Genomic DNA, 17,652 nt, shown 5'->3' on the forward strand with positions numbered 1-17,652 from the left:
CGTGACGTCGGACGCGTTCGCGCACCTGCCCTATCGCCCCTGCGTGGGCGTGGTGTTGATGCACCCCGACGGGCGCGTCTTCGCCGGGCGGCGCGCCGACATGGCCACGCCCGCCTGGCAGATGCCGCAGGGGGGCATCGACAAGGGCGAGACCCCGGTCGAGGCCGCCTTGCGCGAGCTGCGGGAGGAAACCGGGGTCGGGGCGGCGCATGTCACCGTTCTTGGGGAAACGGCGGACTGGCTGCCCTACGACCTGCCGCCCGAGGTTCTGCCCTATCGCGGCAAGTATCGCGGGCAGACCCAGAAATGGGTTCTGATGCGGCTCGACGCGGGCGACGGGGTGATCGACCTTGCCCACGAGGACGTGGAGTTTTCGGACTGGCGCTGGATGAGCGGGGCGGAGTTGCTGGCGCTGATCGTGCCCTTCAAGCGCCCGATCTACAAGGCGGTGCTGTCGGAGTTCGGGCTGCTCTGACCCGTCTCATCCCGCCTCGTAGATCTCCAGCGGCAGGCCGTCGGGGTCTTTGAAGAAGGTGAAGCGCCTGCCGGTGATCTCGTCGGTGCGGATCGGTTCGACCGCCACGCCCTTCGCCTCCAGCGCCGCGGCCACCTGCGCCACGTCATCGACCGCAAAGGCGAGGTGGCGCAGCCCCTGCGCCTCGGGCGTGTCGGGGCGGGGCGGCGGATCGGGGAAGGAGAACAGCTCGATCTGCGCGCCGTCCGGCAGGGCGAGGTCGAGCTTCCACGAGCCCCGCTCGGCGCGGTGGGTCTCGGCCACGACGCGCAGGCCGAGCGTGTCGGTGTAGAACGCCTTGGACCGGTCGTAATCCGAACAGATGATCGCGGCGTGGTGGATGCCCTTCAGCATGGCGGCCCCTCGGGATGCGGTTGCGCCCCCCTCCTGCCCCATCGCCGCGCGCCTGCCAAGCGGGACTCCAAATGAGAACAAAAGGTGAATATACTGCCGGACATGGGATTCGCCGAACTGTCCATCACCTCGAACTTCACCTTTCTCACCGGGGGCTCGCACCCCGAGGACTACGCGCGGCGTGCGGCCCTGCTGGGCCTGTCGGCCATCGCCATCGCCGATGTGAATTCGGTGTCGGGCGTGGTGCGGGCCTGGTCGGAGCTGAAGAAGATCGCCGAGGAAATCGAAGAGGCCGCGGCCGCGCGCGCCGATCCCATCGGCCCGCCGAAGCCCGCGCATCTGCCCAACCCACCCCGCGCGCCCATCGACCATGTGCCGCGCCTTCTGCCCGCGGCCTGCCTTGTGCTGACGGACGGGATGCGGCTGACCGCGCTGCCGCGGGACAGGTCGGGCTGGGCGAGCCTGTGCCGTATCCTGTCGGCGGGGCGGCTGAGGGCGGAGAAGGGCGACTGCCACCTGACGCTCGAAGATCTGCTGGCCTTTCCCGACGGGCTTGAGCTGCTGCTGCATGCGCCCGACCGGCCCTCGCCCGACTGGCGCAGCCGCGCCGCGCGGCTGGTGGCGGCTTTGAAGCCGCAGATGCATCTGCTGATGGCGCCCGCCTATGACGGGCAGGACGCCGCGCGCTTCGCCGCCGCCGAGCGGCTGGCGTTGGCGCTCGACCTCGACACCGTCGCCTCGGCCCGGCCGATCATGCACCACGGCGCGCGGCGGCGGCTGACCGATATCCTGACCTGCATCCGCGAGGGGCTTCGCATCGAGGATCTTGGCACCGCGGCACAGGCCAACGCCGAGCAGCGCCTGAGGGGCGAGGCCGAGATGCGCCGCATCTTTCGTGGCCACGAGGCGGCCGTCGACCGCGCCGAGGAGATCGCCGCGCGGCTCTCCTTCGACATCCGCAGCCTGCGCTACGAATACCCCTCGGAAATCGCCGATGGGGAAACCGCCGCGGATCGGCTGGCACGGCTGGCCCATGACGGCCTGACCTGGCGCTATCCGCAGGGCATCCCCGAGCGCGCGCAGAAGCAGCTGGAGCACGAACTGCGCCTGATCGGGAAACTGGGGTATGAGCCCTATTTCCTCACCGTCCATGACATCGTCGCCTTTGCCCGGTCGCGCGGCATCCTGTGCCAGGGGCGGGGGTCGGCGGCGAACTCGATCACCTGTTACGCGCTCGGCGTGACCTCGGTCAGCCCCGAGATCGGGACGATGGTCTTCGAACGCTTCGTCAGTGAGGCGCGCAACGAGCCGCCCGACATCGACGTGGATTTCGAGCATGAGCGCCGCGAGGAGGTGATCCAGCACATCTACGAGCGCTACGGCCGCCACCGCGCGGGGTTGTGCGCCACGGTGATCCATTACCGCGGCAAGCGCGCCGTGCGCGAGGTGGGCCGCGCGATGGGCCTGTCGGAGGATGTGCTCTCGGCGCTGTCCTCCCAGATCTGGGGGTCATGGTCCAAGACGGGGCCGGAGGTCGCGCGGATGCGCGAGATCGGGCTCGACCCCGAAAGCCCGCGGCTGAAACAGACCATCCAGCTGATCGAGGAGATCATCGGCTTTCCACGGCACCTGTCGCAGCATGTCGGCGGCTTCGTCATCACCGAAGGCCGCCTCGATGAGCTTGTGCCGATCGAGAACGCCAGCATGGAGGACCGCACCGTCATCTGCTGGGACAAGGACGACATCGACGCGCTGGGCATCCTCAAGGTCGATGTTCTGGCGCTGGGGATGCTGTCTTGCATCAGAAAGGCCTTCGGCCTTCTGCGCCTGCATCACCAGGCCGATTACAGCCTCGCCACGCTGCCACCCGAGGACCCGGCGGTCTACGACATGCTGTGCAGGTCCGACTCCTTGGGCGTTTTCCAGGTGGAAAGCCGGGCGCAGATGAACTTCCTGCCGCGGATGCGGCCGCGCTGTTTCTACGACCTGGTGATCCAGGTGGCGATCATCCGCCCCGGCCCGATCCAGGGCGACATGGTCCACCCCTTCATCCGCCGCCGCAACGGCGAGGAGCCGGTCAGCTTCCCCTCGGACGAGCTGGGCCGGGTGCTGGGCAAGACGCTGGGCGTGCCGCTCTTCCAGGAACAGGCGATGCAGATCGCCATCACCGGCGCAGGCTTCACGCCCGACGAGGCCGACCGCCTGCGCCGGTCGCTTGCGACCTTCAAGAAACACGGCTCGGTCAGCGAGTTCCGCACGCGCTTCCTGCGCGGCATGCGCGAGCGCGGCTACGATCAGGATTTCGCGGACCGCTGTTTCAGCCAGATCGAAGGCTTCGGGAGCTACGGCTTCCCCGAAAGCCACGCCGCCAGTTTCGCGCTGCTGGTCTATGCCTCGGCCTGGCTCAAGCGGCACCACCCCGGCATCTTCGCCTGCGCGCTGCTGAATGCGCAGCCCATGGGGTTCTACGCGCCGGCCCAGATCGTGCGCGACGCCCGCGAACACGGGGTCGAGGTGCGGCCGGTCTGCGTGAACCGGTCCGCCTGGGATTGCACGATGGAGCGGACCGAGCGCGGTGCGCTGGCGCTGCGGCTGGGGTTCCGCCAGGTCAAGGCGATGCGCGAGGAAGAGGCCGACTGGCTGACCGCCGCGCGTGGCAACGGCTACACCGCGGTCGAAGATGTCTGGCGCCGCGCCGGGCTGGACGCGAAGACGCTGACCATCCTGGCCGAGGCCGATGCCTTCGCAGCCCTGGGTGTGTCGCGCCGCGATGCGCTCTGGGCCGCGCGTGCGCTGACCCCGAAGAAGGAACTGCCGCTGTTCTCGGGTGACCTCGACGGCGAGGGGATCGTCGAGGCTGCCGTGCAGCTGCCCGAGATGACCGAGGGCGAGGCGGTGGTCGAGGATTACGTGTCGATGCGCCTGACGCTCAGGACGCACCCGGTGGCCCTGATCCGCGACCGGTTGAGCCCGGGGATCGACCGGCGGCTCCTGGCGGACTCACGTCCTTGCAAGGACGTGGCCAGCGCCTTGCAAGGCGCTGGTCCCGCTTTTGCAAAAGCGGGATGAGATCCTTGCAAGGATCTTGCGCGCTCAAAGCCCGTATTTCTCGCGCTTCGCGCCGACGGCCTTCATCACGCGCACCAGTTCTTCGCTGATGCCCGGCTCGGACAGCGCGTGCCCTGCCGCCTTGATCATGTGCAGCCGTCCCGCGGGCCAGCCCGCCAGCAAACGATGCGCCGAGAGCGGCGGGCAGATCATGTCGTAGCGCCCCTGAACGATGGTGCCCGGCACCTGCGCGATACGCGGAAGGTCGCGGAGGATTTGCCCATCCACCTCGAGAAAGCCCTTGTTCACGAAATAATGGTTTTCCAGCCGCGCGAAGGCGCGGGCGTATTCCGCCGGGCTGTCGCCGCCGCCGCCGTCGCTCTCCATCGAGGCCAGCGCGTTTTCCCACGCGGCCCAGGCCCGCGCGTAGCGCGTCTCGAGCATAAGGTCGCCGGAGAAGAGCCGCCGGTTGTAGGCCGCGATCAGGTCGCCGCGCTCGTCTTCGGGGATCAGCGCGCAGAAGCGCGCCCATTGGTCCGGCCAGAACTGACCGGCGCCACCGCCGTAGAACCAGTCCAGCTCGCGCTGCATCGACAGGAACACCCCGCGCAGCGCGAGATAGGCGACCCGGTCAGGATGCGTCTCGGCATAGACAAGGCCCAGCGTCGCGCCCCAGCTGCCGCCGAAGACGGCCCAGCGCTCGATGCCCAGCGTGCTGCGGATGCGCTCGATATCGGCCACCAGGTGCCAGGTCGTGTTGGCGCGCACGCTGGCATGGGGCCGCGAACGGCCGCAGCCGCGCTGGTCGAACAGCACGATCCGCCATTGCTCGGGGTCGAAATACCGCCGCATCGCGGGCGAACAGCCGCCCCCCGGCCCGCCGTGCATAACGACAACCGGTGCCCCCTCGGGATTGCCGCATTGCTCGACGTAAACGTGATGACCATCGCCCACGTCCAGCATGCGCTGATCGAACGGGTCGATCGGCGGGAACAGGTGCGCGGCTGCGCGCTTTTGGCCGGAGAACTTGTCCATCACGATCCTATATAGACCACAAGACGCGGTCCGCATGGGCTAGCCTGACAGAATGCGAGGGGATTTGCCATGGCAGAGGTCAATCAAACCGGCGACACGATCGACACCGTCGATGCGGGCGAAGTGGCCAAGTTCGAGGCCATGGCCGCGGAATGGTGGGATCCGAACGGCAAGTTCAAGCCGCTGCACATGCTCAACCCCACGCGGCTCGACTACATCACGCGCCAGATCGCCGCGGAATTCGGCCGCGACCTGTCGGCCGAGATGCCCTTTGCCGGGCTGCGCCTGCTCGATATCGGCTGCGGCGGCGGGCTGCTGTCGGAACCCATGGCGCGGCTGGGGGCGACGGTCGTCGGCGCGGATGCCGCCGCGCGCAACATCCCCGTGGCGCAGGTCCATGCCGCGCAATCGGGGCTGGCGATCGACTACCGCCACACCACCGCCGAGGCGCTGGCCGCCGCGGGCGAGCAGTTCGACGTGGTGCTGAACATGGAGGTGGTCGAGCACGTGGCCGATCCGCTGGGCTACCTGACCGCCTGCCGGCAGTTGCTGAAACCCGGCGGGCTGATGATCTGCTCGACCATCAACCGCAATCCGAAAAGCTACCTGATGGCGATCATCGGGGCGGAATACGTCATGCGCTGGCTGCCCAAGGGCACCCATGAGTGGCAGAAGTTCATCACCCCCGACGAGCTTTACGGGCTGATCCGGCAGGCGGGCCTCGACCCGGTGGACCGCAAGGGCTTTGCCTTCAACAAGCTGACGTGGTCCTGGTCGATCTCGGACCGGGACCTGAGCGTGAACTACGTCACCGCGTCGGTGAAACGGGCCTAGCTGTCATTCTCCAGCCGCACCCGCATCTCGCGGATGACCGGCAGGGCCTGCCGTACCCGATCCGCGCCGATCTCGCGCACGGTTTCGGACAGGATCGGCGCGATGGCCGAAAGCGCGGCCTCGCGCGCGCGGCGGCCCGCGGGGCTGATCGCCACCATCTTGCGCCGCGCATCGTCCCAGTCGGGGCGGATGTGGATGTAGCCCGCCCATTCCAGCCGCCCCAGCGTGTTGGTCATCGCCCCCCGCGTGACGTGGAAGACACGCGCCAGCTGCGCCGGCGATTTCTCCTCGGTGGAGGCGGCGAGATGGTTCAGGACCGAGAAATGGCTGAGCTCCATGCCCTTGGGCAGGGCACGGCTCAGGCGGTTGCGCGCCAGCTGGTCGGCCATGAACATCTCGGAGAAGAGAGCCACGGAAAGGGGATCGTCAGGGGTCGCCATGCGCGCATAAGGCCACCCCCGGCCCGGTGAGGGCAAGGGGCGAAGGGTCGCAAGCCGTTCAGCCCGCGGTCAAAAGCGGGTCGAGCTTGCCCTGCCGATCCAGCGCGGCCATGTCGTCGTAGCCACCGACATGGGTCTCGCCGATGAAGATCTGCGGCACGGTGTGGCGGCCGTTGGCGCGGGCCATCATCTCCTGCCGCTTGGGCGGGTCGCGCGACACGTCGTATTCGACATAGGCCGCGCCCTTGTCCGCCAGAAGCCGCTTGGCGGCGTGGCAGTAGCCGCAAAGCGGCGAAGTGTAGATCTCGATGCTGGGCATGTCAGTCCTCGGCTCAGGTCGATGAGCAATCTAAACATCCCGCGCCACGCGCGCCAGAGCGATCACGCGAACGGGACCGGCCCCGCCCGCGAGCAGCGCCTGCGCCGCCGCCGACAAGGTCGCGCCCGAGGTCATCACGTCATCGACGAGCAGCACGGCGCGCCCCGCAACCTGCGCCGCCCTGCGCGGGTTGACGCGGATCGCGGCGTCGAGGTTGCGGAACCGCCCCTCGCGGTCGCGCCCGTCCTGCGAGGCGGTGTGCCGGGCGCGGATCAGCGCGTCGGGCAGCCAGTCGCGCCCGCTGGTCTCGGCCAGCGCCTTTGCCAGCAGCGCCGCCTGGTTGAAGCGTCGCGCGGCCAGCCGCCGCCAGTGCAGCGGCACCGGAACGATCAGCGGATCGTCCTGCATCAGAGCGGCCCCGGCCCGCGCCAGCCATGGGCCCGCGGCGCGCGCGATCTCGGCCCGGTCGGCGTGTTTCAGGCCCAGCACCAGCTTTCGCCCCGTGCCGGCATAGTGCATCACCGCGCGGCCCTGCGCCCATGGCCGGGCGTTGGCGTGGCATTCGTCGCAGATCAGCCGCTCGGCGCTCGCATCCTGCCCCGGCAGGGCGACCCCGCACAGGTCGCAACACGATCCGAAGACGAAGGGCGTGTCCGACCAGCAGGTCGAGCAGATCGAGAAATCGCTCTCGACCCGCGCCCCGCATCCGAGGCATTCGGGCGGAAACACCGCGTGCAGGACAGTTTGCAAAATCATGTCACGCCCCTAAGTAGCGACGGGTCAGCGACAGGACCGGACCACAGTGCCCCAAGCCAACCCACAGCCCCGCCTCGTGGATGCCCCCCGCCTTGCGCGGGCACGGGCCCGTGCGCGGCTGGACCGGGCCGGGTTCCTGCATCACGAAGCGACGCTCGAGCTTCAGGAAAGACTCATCGACGTTAACAGGAGGTTTACGCGGCCCGCCGTCGTGACCCCCTTCCCGGAGGTCTGGGCCGCGCTTGTGCCGGGTGCGCATATCGTCGCACCTGACGAGGTGCTGGCGCTGGAGGCGGGCGCGCATGACCTTGTCGTGCATGCCATGGCGCTGCACTGGGCCGATGACCCGGTTGGGCAGGTCGTGCAGTGCCGCCGCGCGCTGCAGCCCGACGGGCTGTTCCTGTCGGTCGCCTTTGGCGGCGAGACCCTGACCGAGCTGCGGCAGGCTCTGGCCGAGGCGGAGGTCGAGACGCTGGGCGGGCTCAGCCCGCGCGTCGCGCCCATGGCCGAGATCCGCGACATGGGCGCGCTTTTGCAGCGCGCGGGGCTTGCCCTTCCGGTCGCGGACCGCCTGCCGAAGACGGTGACCTATGCCAATGCCTTCGCGCTGATGGCCGACCTGCGCGCGATGGGCGAGACCAACGCGCTGGCCGACCGGCACCGCGCGCCCGTTCCGCGGCGGCTGTTCCTGCGCATGGCCGAGATCTATGCCACACGGTTTCCCGCGAAAGATGACCCCGCGCGCATTCGCGCTACGTTCGAGCTTGTGTTCCTGTCGGGCTGGGCCCCGCACGAGAGCCAGCAGAAACCGCTCCGCCCCGGCGCGGCCAAGGCGCGTCTTGCCGACGCGCTTGGCACGCAGGAATTTGACGAGACCGCCCTGCCGGTCCTACACCCGACCGACGACTGAGGCCGACCAGAGATGAACATGATGCGTGATACCGCCGTTCCGGCGACCGACCTGCCCCATGCCCCCGCCGATCACCCGAAGGTGAAGTTCGGCAAGGTCGGCGTCTTGCTGGCCAATCTCGGCACGCCCGATCACTACAGCTACTGGCCGATGCGCCGGTATCTGAACGAGTTCCTGTCGGACAAGCGCGTGATCGACTACAGCCCCTGGATCTGGCAGCCGCTTCTGCAGCTGATCATCCTGACCAAGCGGCCGTTCAGCTCGGGCGCGGCCTACAAGTCGATCTGGAACGAGGAGCTGAACGAAAGCCCGCTGATGACCATCACCAAGGCGCAGACCGCCAAGATGGCCGAGCGGATGGCCGAGCGCTACGGCGACGACGTGGTCGTCGATTATTGCATGCGCTACGGCAACCCCTCGACCAAGTCCAAGGTCGATGAGCTGGTGGCGCAGGGCTGCACCAAGATCCTGTTCTTCCCGCTGTATCCGCAATACGCGGGCGCCACATCGGCCACGGCCTGCGACCAGTTCTTCCGCAGTCTCGAGAACATCAAGTGGCAGCCGATCGCCCGCACGGTCGAGCCCTATTACGAAGACCCGCTTTACATCGAGGCGCTGGCCCAGTCGGTCGAGCGCGCCTATGCCGGGCTGGAGACGAAGCCCGATGTGCTCGTCGCCTCTTACCACGGGGTGCCGAAACGCTACCTGATGGAGGGCGACCCCTACCATTGCCAGTGCCAGAAGACCTCGCGCCTGTTGAAGGAGCGTCTGGGCTGGGCCGACACCGATATCGTGACCACCTTCCAGAGCCGCTTCGGCCCCGAGGAATGGCTGAAGCCCTACACCGTGGAAGAGGTCGCGCGGCTGGCCGAGGCCGGCAAGAAGCGGATCGCCGTGATCGCGCCCGCCTTCAGCGCCGATTGCATCGAGACGCTGGAAGAGATCAACGAGGAAATCCACGAAAGCTTCGAGGAAGCGGGCGGGGAAGAGTTCACCTATATCCCCTGTCTCAACGACGACGACCTGCACATGGATGCGCTGGCCGCTGTCGTGGAACGGAACCTGAAGGGCTGGCTGGACTGACGCTCAGGCCGCGGCGGCGGCGTTCACGGGGTGACCGGTGTAAAGCTGGTCCCCCACGCGCACGGTGACCATGCCATTGGCGTGACGCCGCACGAAATGACCCTGCACCGACACGCAGCTTCCGATCTCGATCGTGGTCAACATGGCCGATTCCCCTCAAGGCGGTCGGGATGACCTTACGTCATTTTCCCGCTGTCGGGTGGAAAATAACCCGCCACGCTTTCAGGGGCACACTGTCTTTCGATTGTGCGTGATTGCCGGAAGGGTCAAAGCCAGTCGCGGAGGATGGGGATAAGCGGGATATCCGCGGGCGGCATCGGGTAGTCGCGCAGCTCGGTCTTGCGCGCCCAGGCCAGCGTCTGCCCCTCCTGCGCCCGCGGAATGCCCTTCCACTTGCGGCAGGCGAAGAGCGGCATCAGCAGGTGGAAATCGTCGTAGCTGTGGCTGGCGAAGGTCAGCGGCGCAAGGCAGCTGTCCCAGGTCTCGATCCCCAGTTCCTCGTGCAGTTCGCGCACCAGCGCCGCCTCGGGGGTCTCGCCCGGCTCGACCTTGCCGCCGGGAAACTCCCACAGGCCGGCCATGGATTTGCCCTCGGGGCGCTGCGCCAGAAGCACGCGCCCCTCGCCGTCGATCAGCGCGACCGCCGAGACCAGAACGGTTTTCACGACCGGTAATCCGCGTTGATGTCGATATAGGCGTGGGTCAGGTCGCAGGTCCAGACCGTCGCCGCGCCCCGGCCAAGGCCGAGGTCGACACCGATCACCAGCTCCTGCCCCTGCATGTAGGTGGCGCCCGCCTCTTCCGAGTAGCTTTCGGCGCGCCAGCCCTTTTCCGCGACGACGATATCGCCGAAGCGGATCGTCAGCAGGTCGCGGTCCGCCGCCGCGCCCGATTTGCCGACCGCCATGACGATGCGGCCCCAGTTCGGGTCTTCGCCCGCGATGGCGGTCTTGACCAGCGGCGAATTGGCGATGGCGCGCGCGACCTTGTCCGCGTCCCGCGCGGATTTCGCGCCGGTCACCTGGACCTCGACCAGCTTGGTCGCGCCCTCGCCGTCGCGCACGATCTGTAGCGCAAGATCCTGCATCACGGCCTGAAGCGCGGCGAAGAACACCTTGCCGTCCACCGAACGGGCCGAGGCGATGGGCACGTTCCCCGCCCGCCCCGTCGCGGCCAGAAGCACCGTGTCCGAGGTCGAGGTGTCGCTGTCCACCGTCACCGCGTTGAAACTGGTTTTCGTGGTGGCCGAGAGCATCGCCTGCAACCCGTCCTGCGTCACCGCGGCGTCGGTGAAGACATAGCCCAGCATCGTCGCCATGTCGGGCGCGATCATGCCCGAGCCCTTGGCGAAACCCGCGATCCTGACAGGAACGCCGCCGATCTCGACCTCGGCCATGGCGCCCTTGGGAAAGGTGTCGGTCGTCATGATGGCGCGGGCCGCCACGGCGGCCTTGGCCGCATCCAGCCCGTCGGCCAGCACCGGCAGGACGGCGGTGATCTTCTCCGCCGGAAGCGGCTCGCCGATCACGCCGGTCGACGAGGTGAAGACATGGCCCGCCGGGATCTTGAGCGCCGCGGCCGCCGCCTGGGCGATCACGGCGACATCCGACGCGCCGCGCGCCCCGGTGAAGGTGTTGGCATTGCCCGAGTTCACCACAATGGCAAAGCCGTTCTGCGGCACCTCGGGCAGGGCCGCGAGTTTCTCCTGGCAGTCGAGCACGGCGGCCGACCGGGTCGCCGAGCGCGTGAACACGCCCGCGATGGTCGCGCCCGCCGCGATCTCGGCCAGCATCACGTCGGTGCGGTTCCTGTAGCGCACCCCCGCCTCGCCCGCGGCGAAGCGCACGCCGTCGATGACGGGCAGATCGGGGAACGCCGCAGGGGCGAGGGGCGAGACCTTGAGCGGCGCCTTGACCGGCGCGGGGGCCGGGGCCGAAACCGCGGAGGCCTCGGCCTGCTTGCTCTTCTTGGCCTTGCCGCCGGACTTTACCTTGTCCTTCGACTTGGCCTTTTTCTTCTTCTCGTCCTTCGCCATCCGCGTGGTTCCCGTGTTGACGCCTTACTCGGCGATCAGATCCAACGCCCGGATCGCGGACGGGTCAATCGCAATCTCGGGGCGCTCGATCTCGGCCTGTTCGACCACCTCGGCCATGGTGGCATCGACGCGGGCCTGCCGCAGACCTTCCTCCAGCTCGGCGCGCACTTGCTCCAGCGCCGGCGGGGCCTGTTCACGGGTGTCGTTCAGAACGATGACATGCCAGCCGAACTGCGTCTGGACAGGGGCCGAGACCTCGCCCACCTCGAGCGCGAAGGTCGCTTCCTCGAAGCTCGGCACCATCATGCCCGCGCCGAACCAGCCCAGCTGACCGCCGTTCGGCCCCGACGGACCGATCGAGCGTTCCGCCGCCAGTTCCGCGAAATCCGCGCCCGCGGCCAGTTCCCCGATCAGGGCCTCGGCCTCGGCCTCGGTCTCCACGAGGATGTGGCTGGCGTTGTATTCCACCTGCGGCTCGGCGCTGCCGAAGACCGCGTCATACTCGGCCTGAAGCTCGGCCTCGGTGATCTCGGCATTGCCGACGCGATCCAGAAGCGTGGCGGCAAGAAAGGCGCGGCGCTCGTTGGCAAGGCCCAGCTCTTCCATCCGGCCCATGTCCTGCGCCGCGACGGCGGCCAGCGCCTCCTGCTGCACGAGCTGCTCGAGCAGGCCGTCGAACAGCACGTTGTCCGGCAGCTCCTGGAACTGCGGCGGCAGCATCCGGGTCATGGCGATCAGGTGGCCCAGCGTGATCTCGGTGCCGTTGACGGTGGCCAGCACCGTGTCGGCCGAGGGCGTCTCCTGCGCGGCGGCGGGCAGGGCGATGAAGGCCGACAGGGCGACCCCCGCGAGATACTTCTTCATGGAAAGCGTCCTTTCGGTTTTGCACGGACGGACCTGCCCGCGTTGACACGTTTGGGGCGGCCCCTTATGTCGCTTGGCGTATCGCATCGGGGCCCCGGCCTGTTGCCCGCGTTGATAGACCGCCACGATGGGCCGAACAACCCGGACCCCCACACGATGAATTGAGATTTTTCCGGTCCCGCGCGGCGCATCGCGCAGGGGGCCATGACATGAAGGCGCTTCACATGCTGGGACTGGGCTCGCTGACGAAAAAGGTGTTCGGCACCTCCAATGACCGCAAGGTCAAGGCGGTCCGGCCCCTCGTGGCGAAGATCAACGCGCTGGAAAAAGAGTTCGAAGCGAAATCCGACACCGAGATCGTCGCCAAGACCGCCGAGCTGCGCGGCCGCGCGCAGGGGGGCGAAAGCCTCGAGGACCTCCTGCCCGAAGCCTTCGCCAATTGCCGCGAGGCCGCGCGCCGCGCGCTGGGCCTGCGCGCCCATGACGTGCAGCTGATCGGCGGCATCTTCCTGCACCAGGGCAACATCGCCGAGATGAAGACCGGCGAGGGCAAGACGCTGGTCGCCACCTTCCCCGCCTACCTGAACGCGCTGACGGGCAAGGGCGTGCATATCGTCACCGTGAACGACTACCTCGCCAAGCGGGACGCCGACTGGATGGGCAAGGTCTATGCCGCGCTGGGTCTGACCACCGGCGTGGTCTACCCGCGCCAGCCCGACGACGAGAAGCGCACGGCCTATGCCGCCGACATCACCTATGCGACCAACAACGAGCTTGGCTTCGACTACCTGCGCGACAACATGCGCGCCAGCCTGTCCGAAATGGCGCAGCGCGGCCACAACTACGCCATCGTCGACGAGGTCGACAGTATCCTGATCGACGAGGCGCGGACGCCCTTGATCATCTCGGGCCCGTCGCAGGACCGCTCGGACCTTTACGTCGCCATCGACAAGGTCATCCCCGAGGTGAAGGACGAGCATTTCACCCTCGACGAAAAGCAGCGCAGCGCGAGTTTCACCGACGAGGGCAACGATTTCCTCGAGGACAAGCTGCACGAGCTGGGCATCCTGCCCGAGGGGCAAAGCCTGTATGACCCCGAGTCCACGACCATCGTCCACCATGTCACCAACGCGCTGCGCGCGCACAAGCTGTTCCTGAAGGATCAGCAGTATATCGTCCGCTCGGGCGAGGTGGTGCTTGTGGACGAGTTCACCGGTCGCATGATGCCGGGTCGTCGCCTCTCGGACGGTCTGCACCAGGCCATCGAGGCCAAGGAGGGCTGCCAGATCCAGCCCGAGAACGTTACGCTGGCCAGCGTGACCTTCCAGAACTACTTCCGCCTTTACGGCAAGCTGGCCGGCATGACCGGCACCGCCGCGACCGAGGCCGAGGAATTCATGGCGATCTACGGGCTTGGCGTGGTCGAGATCCCGACCAACGTGCCGGTCGCCCGGATCGACGAGGATGACGCCGTCTACCGCACCGCCCGCGAGAAATACGAGGCCATCGTGGAAGCGATCCGCGATGCCCATGGCCGCGGCCAGCCGGTGCTTGTCGGCACGACCTCGATCGAGAAATCCGAGATGCTTGGCCGGATGCTGGAAAAGGCGAAGCTGCCCCACAACATCCTGAACGCGCGCCAGCACGAGCAGGAGGCGCAGATCGTCGCCGACGCGGGCAAGCTGGGCGCGGTGACCATCGCCACGAACATGGCCGGGCGCGGCACCGACATCAAGCTGGGCGGCAACGTCGAATTCAAGATCATGGAGGCCATTGCCGCCAACCCCGACGGCGATCACGAGGCCATCCGCGCCCGGATCGAGGCCGAGCACAAGGCCGACGAGGAAAAGGTGAAACAGGCGGGGGGCCTCTATGTCCTCGCCACCGAACGGCACGAGAGCCGCCGGATCGACAACCAGCTGCGCGGCCGCTCGGGCCGTCAGGGCGACCCCGGCAAGTCGTCCTTCTTCCTGTCGCTCGAAGATGACCTGATGCGCATCTTCGGGTCCGAGAAGCTGGACAAGATGCTGTCCACCCTCGGCATGAAAGAGGGCGAAGCCATCGTCCACCCCTGGGTGAACAAGTCGCTCGAACGCGCGCAGGCCAAGGTCGAGGGGCGCAACTTCGACATCCGCAAGCAGCTGCTGAAATTCGACGACGTGATGAACGACCAGCGCAAGGTCATCTTCGACCAGCGCCGCGAGGTGATGGGCGCGGACGACATCGCCGAGGTCGCCCGCGACATGCGCCACCAGGTGATCGAGGATCTCGTCGACACCTACATGCCGCCCAAATCCTACGCCGACCAGTGGGAGGTCGAGGAGATGGACCGCGCGGTGCGCGAGACGCTGGGCGTGGCCGTGCCGCTGGCAGACTGGGCCGCCGAGGACGGCGTCGACCAAGAGGTGATCGAGGAGCGGCTGCAGACGGCGGCCGATGAATACATGGCCTCAAAGGCGGCGCAGTTCGGCCCCGAACAGATGCGCTCGATCGAGAAGCAGGTGCTTCTGCAGACCATCGACCAGAAATGGCGCGACCACCTTCTGACGCTGGAACACCTGCGCTCGGTCGTGGGCTTCCGTGGCTACGCGCAGCGCGATCCGCTGAACGAGTACAAGACCGAGGGCTTCCAGCTGTTCGAGGCGATGCTCGACGGGTTGCGCACCGACGTGACCTCGAAGCTCGCGCGGATCCAGCCGCTGAGCAAGGAACAGCAGGAACAGCTGATCCGCCAGCTTCAGGCGCAGCAGCAGGCCGCCGAGCGGCAGCTCGAGACCGCCACCACCAGCGGCGGCCCCGCCGAGGCGCCGGCCCCCGCCGAGGGCGCACGCCCCGGTTTCGACGAGACCGATCCGGCGACCTGGGGCAACCCCGGCCGCAACGATCCCTGCCCCTGCGGGTCGGGCAACAAGTTCAAGCATTGTCACGGGCGTCTCGCCTGACGCGGGTCGGGGGGACCGGGACAGGGCCTGTTCACAAAGCCTGACAGGTTTCTCCGCGCTTTCGCCGCATTGCGGTGCGATGCCTCCCGGCAGGGGAAGCTCAAGCGTCGGGAACTTTCGGCATGTCGCGTATCGGAACGGCTCTTCGCCTTGGCAGCGTCGTGGCGCTGGCGGGGCTGGGATATCTCGGCTGGCAGCAGTCGATCCCCGGCTTGCCCGCTTTCGCCTCCTCAGCGGCGAGCCCGACCCCGACATCAGCCGCCATGTCCGCAGCCGATGCGCCCCCGGTTCAACCCGCCCTGCCCTTCGTGCCGGACAATGCGCGCGGCGTGAACCTGCCTGCGCAGGTTTACACCGCCTCGGCCAGCGCGCCACCTCCCCCGCCCGAAGCCGAGGTGCCGGTCAGCACCTTCGGCTTGCCCTGCGGCCTGTCGGTGCAGAGCGAGGCAATGCCGGGCGCGATGGTCGCGCTCGATGTCATGGCGCCCTGCCGCCCCGGTATGCGCGTCGCGGTCGAACACGCGGGCCTGACCCTGGCCGCGGTCACCGACCGGGCCGGGCTTCTGACCATGGACATCCCGGCGCTGGAAACGCCGGCCTTCTTCACGGTCCGGCTTGCGGACGGCGAAGAGGCCGTCACCGTCGCGGGCCTGCCCGACCTGATCGACTTCGGGCGCGTCGCGGTCTCGTGGCAGGGCGCAGCAGAGATCGAATTGCACGCCTTCGAGCAGGGGGCGGGTTTTGGCGCGCCCGGCCATGTCTGGCAGGGCGCACCGGGCAGCGCGGCGGGTGCCGCCATCGGGGCGGGCGGGTTTCTCACCCGCCTCGGCGACGCGAGCCTTGCGCCGGCGCAGCTTGCGCAGGTCTACAGCCACCCGCTTGCCACCGTCCCGGCCCCGCGCCTCTCGGTCGACATACCGGTCACCGACGCGACCTGCAGTCGCCCGCTTTCGGCGCACAGCCACCGGGTGACCCCCGAGGGCCGCGCCGAAGCCCGGAGGATCACCCTCACGATGCCCGGCTGCGACGCGGTGGGCGAGTATCTGGTGTTGCAAAATCTCTTCGACGGGCCGAGACTCGCCCGCAACTGAAGTTCCGTTGCACAGTATTCATGCCGTTTGTCCCCGGGGCGGCCCGTCTCGCCGCCCTTGTCGTGTTGATGTTCCCCGGCCCTGCGCCCGCGCAGGATGTCGAGCTGCGGTCGCTCGACGGGTCGGTCACGCTCGAGGGCGACCTTCTGGCCTATGACGGGGCCTATTACCGGCTCGACACGGTCTACGGTCCGCTGACCGTCGCCGCCGAAGGCGTCGCCTGTGCCGGTCCCGGTTGCCCCGATCTGACCACTTTCGTCGCCGAGGCGCGGATCGCGGGCGAGGTGACGCTGGCCGAAGGGCTGCTGCCCGCGCTGCTGGCCGGTTTCGCCGCGGATCGCGGCCTGACGCTGGCCCCGCCCACGCAGCGGGCCGAGGGCGAGGGGCTTGACCACGCGCTGTTGCGGCAGGACGGGACGGTTGCGGCGCGCTTCACCGTGACGCCTGGCACCAGCGACACCGGCTTTCTCGCGCTGCTGAACGGCGACAGCGACCTGGCGCTGACGCTGCGCCCGCCGACCGAAGCCGAGCGTCGCGCCGACCGCGCGGCCGCGCCCGAGGATCCGCCGCTGGGCCGCCGGGTGCGGGTGATCGGCCTTGATGCGCTGGTGCCGGTCGTGGCCCCGCAAAACCCGGTCGATGCCCTGTCGCTGCCCGAACTGGCCGCGGTCGCGGCGGGCGAGATCGTGAACTGGCAGGACCTCGGCGGCCCGGACGCGCCCATCGCGCTGCACCTGATGGCCCCCGAGATGGGGCTTGCACAGGCCTTCGCCGCCGAGATGCTGGGCGCCGAGATGGCCGACCCGGCCCCCGGCACGCGCCTGCACGACAGTGCCGCGGCGCTGTCGGCGGCGGTCGCGCGCGATGCCTATGCCCTTGGGGTGACGGTGCAATCGGCCCGCGGCGCGGCGCGCAGCCTTGCGCTTGCGGGGGGGTGCGGCATCTCGCAGGCCGCCGATGCCGATGCCGTCAAGGCCGAGGATTACCCGCTGACGGCACCGGTCTATCTCTACCTCGCGCCGCGGCGTCTGCCGCAGCTGGTCCGCGATTTCCTCGGCTGGACCGAAACCGAGGCCGCCGAGCGGATCGTCGCGGGCGCGGGCTATGTCGATCAGCGCCTGACGCGAATGCCCCTGTCACGGCAGGGGGTGCGGCTGGCCAACGCGGTCGCCGCCGCGGGTCCAGAGGTGCCCTTGTCCGAGTTGCAGCGACTGGTGGCGACCCTTGGCCGCGCCGAGCGGCTTTCGGCGACCTTCCGCTTCGCCGAAGGCTCGGTCGAACTCGACGCGCCCTCGCGCGCCGCCGTCGCGCGGCTTGCCGCGGCGATCGAGCGCGGCGCATTCGACGGGCGGCGGCTGGTCTTCGCGGGGTTCTCGGACGGTGCGGGGCCCGCCGCGGTGAACCTGCGCCTGTCGCTGCGCCGGGCC

17 protein-coding genes are annotated in these 17,652 nt (G+C 68.5%); 8 read left to right on the top strand and 9 right to left on the bottom strand.

Going from position 1 to position 17,652, the window contains the following annotated elements; genetic code table 11:
* Nucleotide 1: 1 nt before the first annotated feature.
* Nucleotides 2-475, top strand: a complete 474-nt coding sequence (locus QQK83_RS13145) for an RNA pyrophosphohydrolase (protein ID WP_284264927.1) — start codon at nucleotides 2-4, stop codon at nucleotides 473-475.
* Between the two features lie 6 nt (nucleotides 476-481).
* Here QQK83_RS13145 and gloA2 read toward each other — a convergent pair whose 3' ends face one another.
* Nucleotides 482-868, bottom strand: a complete 387-nt coding sequence (gene gloA2, locus QQK83_RS13150) for an SMU1112c/YaeR family gloxylase I-like metalloprotein (RefSeq protein ID WP_284264930.1) — start codon at nucleotides 866-868, stop codon at nucleotides 482-484.
* Between the two features lie 102 nt (nucleotides 869-970).
* Between gloA2 and QQK83_RS13155 the strand changes: the two genes are divergently transcribed.
* On the top strand, nucleotides 971-3,937 hold the full coding sequence (locus QQK83_RS13155) for an error-prone DNA polymerase (protein ID WP_284264961.1): 2,967 nt from the start codon (nucleotides 971-973) through the stop codon (nucleotides 3,935-3,937).
* A gap of 24 nt (nucleotides 3,938-3,961) precedes the next feature.
* Here the strand turns inward: QQK83_RS13155 and pip are convergent, their stop codons facing one another.
* Nucleotides 3,962-4,951 carry a prolyl aminopeptidase gene (pip, locus tag QQK83_RS13160; protein WP_284264932.1) on the bottom strand — a complete coding sequence of 330 codons (990 nt, stop codon included), beginning with the start codon at nucleotides 4,949-4,951 and terminating at the stop codon, nucleotides 3,962-3,964.
* 69 nt (nucleotides 4,952-5,020) lie between these two features.
* Between pip and ubiG the strand changes: the two genes are divergently transcribed.
* Complete coding sequence (gene ubiG, locus QQK83_RS13165; protein WP_284264934.1) at nucleotides 5,021-5,785, top strand: bifunctional 2-polyprenyl-6-hydroxyphenol methylase/3-demethylubiquinol 3-O-methyltransferase UbiG; 765 nt, start codon at nucleotides 5,021-5,023, stop codon at nucleotides 5,783-5,785.
* Here the strand turns inward: ubiG and QQK83_RS13170 are convergent.
* Genes QQK83_RS13170 through QQK83_RS13180 form a run of 3 tightly spaced genes read right to left on the bottom strand, consistent with a single transcriptional unit; the run spans nucleotide 5,782 to nucleotide 7,300 of the window.
* Nucleotides 5,782-6,225 carry a MarR family winged helix-turn-helix transcriptional regulator gene (locus tag QQK83_RS13170; RefSeq protein WP_284264936.1) on the bottom strand — a complete coding sequence of 148 codons (444 nt, stop codon included), beginning with the start codon at nucleotides 6,223-6,225 and terminating at the stop codon, nucleotides 5,782-5,784. The two genes, ubiG and QQK83_RS13170, sit on opposite strands and share 4 nt — an antisense overlap.
* A gap of 58 nt (nucleotides 6,226-6,283) precedes the next feature.
* The gene (gene grxC, locus QQK83_RS13175) at nucleotides 6,284-6,544 is read right to left on the bottom strand and encodes a glutaredoxin 3 (RefSeq protein WP_284264937.1); all 261 of its coding nucleotides are present in this window, start codon (nucleotides 6,542-6,544) and stop codon (nucleotides 6,284-6,286) included.
* 30 nt (nucleotides 6,545-6,574) lie between these two features.
* Nucleotides 6,575-7,300 (bottom strand): double zinc ribbon domain-containing protein, encoded by a 726-nt coding sequence (locus QQK83_RS13180; protein ID WP_284264938.1) that lies wholly within the window; start codon nucleotides 7,298-7,300, stop codon nucleotides 6,575-6,577.
* A 46-nt stretch (nucleotides 7,301-7,346) separates the two neighbouring features.
* On the opposite strand from QQK83_RS13180, the gene QQK83_RS13185 reads away from it, so the two are divergent.
* Entirely contained in the window at nucleotides 7,347-8,210 is an 864-nt protein-coding gene (locus QQK83_RS13185; RefSeq protein WP_284264940.1) for a methyltransferase domain-containing protein, read from the top strand.
* Between the two features lie 21 nt (nucleotides 8,211-8,231).
* Nucleotides 8,232-9,293 carry a ferrochelatase gene (hemH, locus tag QQK83_RS13190; RefSeq protein WP_284264964.1) on the top strand — a complete coding sequence of 354 codons (1,062 nt, stop codon included), beginning with the start codon at nucleotides 8,232-8,234 and terminating at the stop codon, nucleotides 9,291-9,293.
* Nucleotides 9,294-9,296: 3 nt separating this feature from the next.
* Here the strand turns inward: hemH and QQK83_RS13195 are convergent, their stop codons facing one another.
* The 4 genes from QQK83_RS13195 to QQK83_RS13210 form a co-directional block, all read right to left on the bottom strand.
* A complete protein-coding gene (locus QQK83_RS13195) occupies nucleotides 9,297-9,437 on the bottom strand; it encodes a hypothetical protein (protein ID WP_284264943.1) in 141 nt (46 codons plus the stop codon).
* A 122-nt stretch (nucleotides 9,438-9,559) separates the two neighbouring features.
* Nucleotides 9,560-9,958, bottom strand: coding sequence for an 8-oxo-dGTP diphosphatase MutT (gene mutT / locus QQK83_RS13200; protein ID WP_284264945.1), 399 nt, complete (start codon nucleotides 9,956-9,958; stop codon nucleotides 9,560-9,562).
* Nucleotides 9,955-11,328: a bifunctional glutamate N-acetyltransferase/amino-acid acetyltransferase ArgJ gene (gene argJ / locus QQK83_RS13205; protein ID WP_284264947.1), complete on the bottom strand. Its 1,374-nt coding sequence runs from the start codon at nucleotides 11,326-11,328 to the stop codon at nucleotides 9,955-9,957. Before argJ ends, mutT begins: the two co-directional genes overlap by 4 nt.
* 24 nt (nucleotides 11,329-11,352) lie before the next feature.
* Complete coding sequence (locus tag QQK83_RS13210) at nucleotides 11,353-12,192, bottom strand: foldase protein PrsA (RefSeq protein WP_284264950.1); 840 nt, start codon at nucleotides 12,190-12,192, stop codon at nucleotides 11,353-11,355.
* A gap of 224 nt (nucleotides 12,193-12,416) precedes the next feature.
* Here QQK83_RS13210 and secA point away from each other — a divergent pair, with 224 nt between their 5' ends.
* The 3 genes from secA to QQK83_RS13225 form a co-directional block, all read left to right on the top strand.
* Nucleotides 12,417-15,134: a preprotein translocase subunit SecA gene (gene secA, locus QQK83_RS13215; protein ID WP_284264966.1), complete on the top strand. Its 2,718-nt coding sequence runs from the start codon at nucleotides 12,417-12,419 to the stop codon at nucleotides 15,132-15,134.
* 122 nt (nucleotides 15,135-15,256) lie between these two features.
* Nucleotides 15,257-16,225 carry a hypothetical protein gene (locus QQK83_RS13220; RefSeq protein WP_284264952.1) on the top strand — a complete coding sequence of 323 codons (969 nt, stop codon included), beginning with the start codon at nucleotides 15,257-15,259 and terminating at the stop codon, nucleotides 16,223-16,225.
* A gap of 20 nt (nucleotides 16,226-16,245) precedes the next feature.
* On the top strand, nucleotides 16,246-17,652 hold a 1,407-nt coding region (locus tag QQK83_RS13225), incomplete at its 3' end, for a substrate-binding domain-containing protein (RefSeq protein ID WP_284264954.1).

This window comes from Roseicyclus amphidinii, from assembly GCF_030163755.1.
Lineage (GTDB): Bacteria > Pseudomonadota > Alphaproteobacteria > Rhodobacterales > Rhodobacteraceae > Roseicyclus > Roseicyclus amphidinii.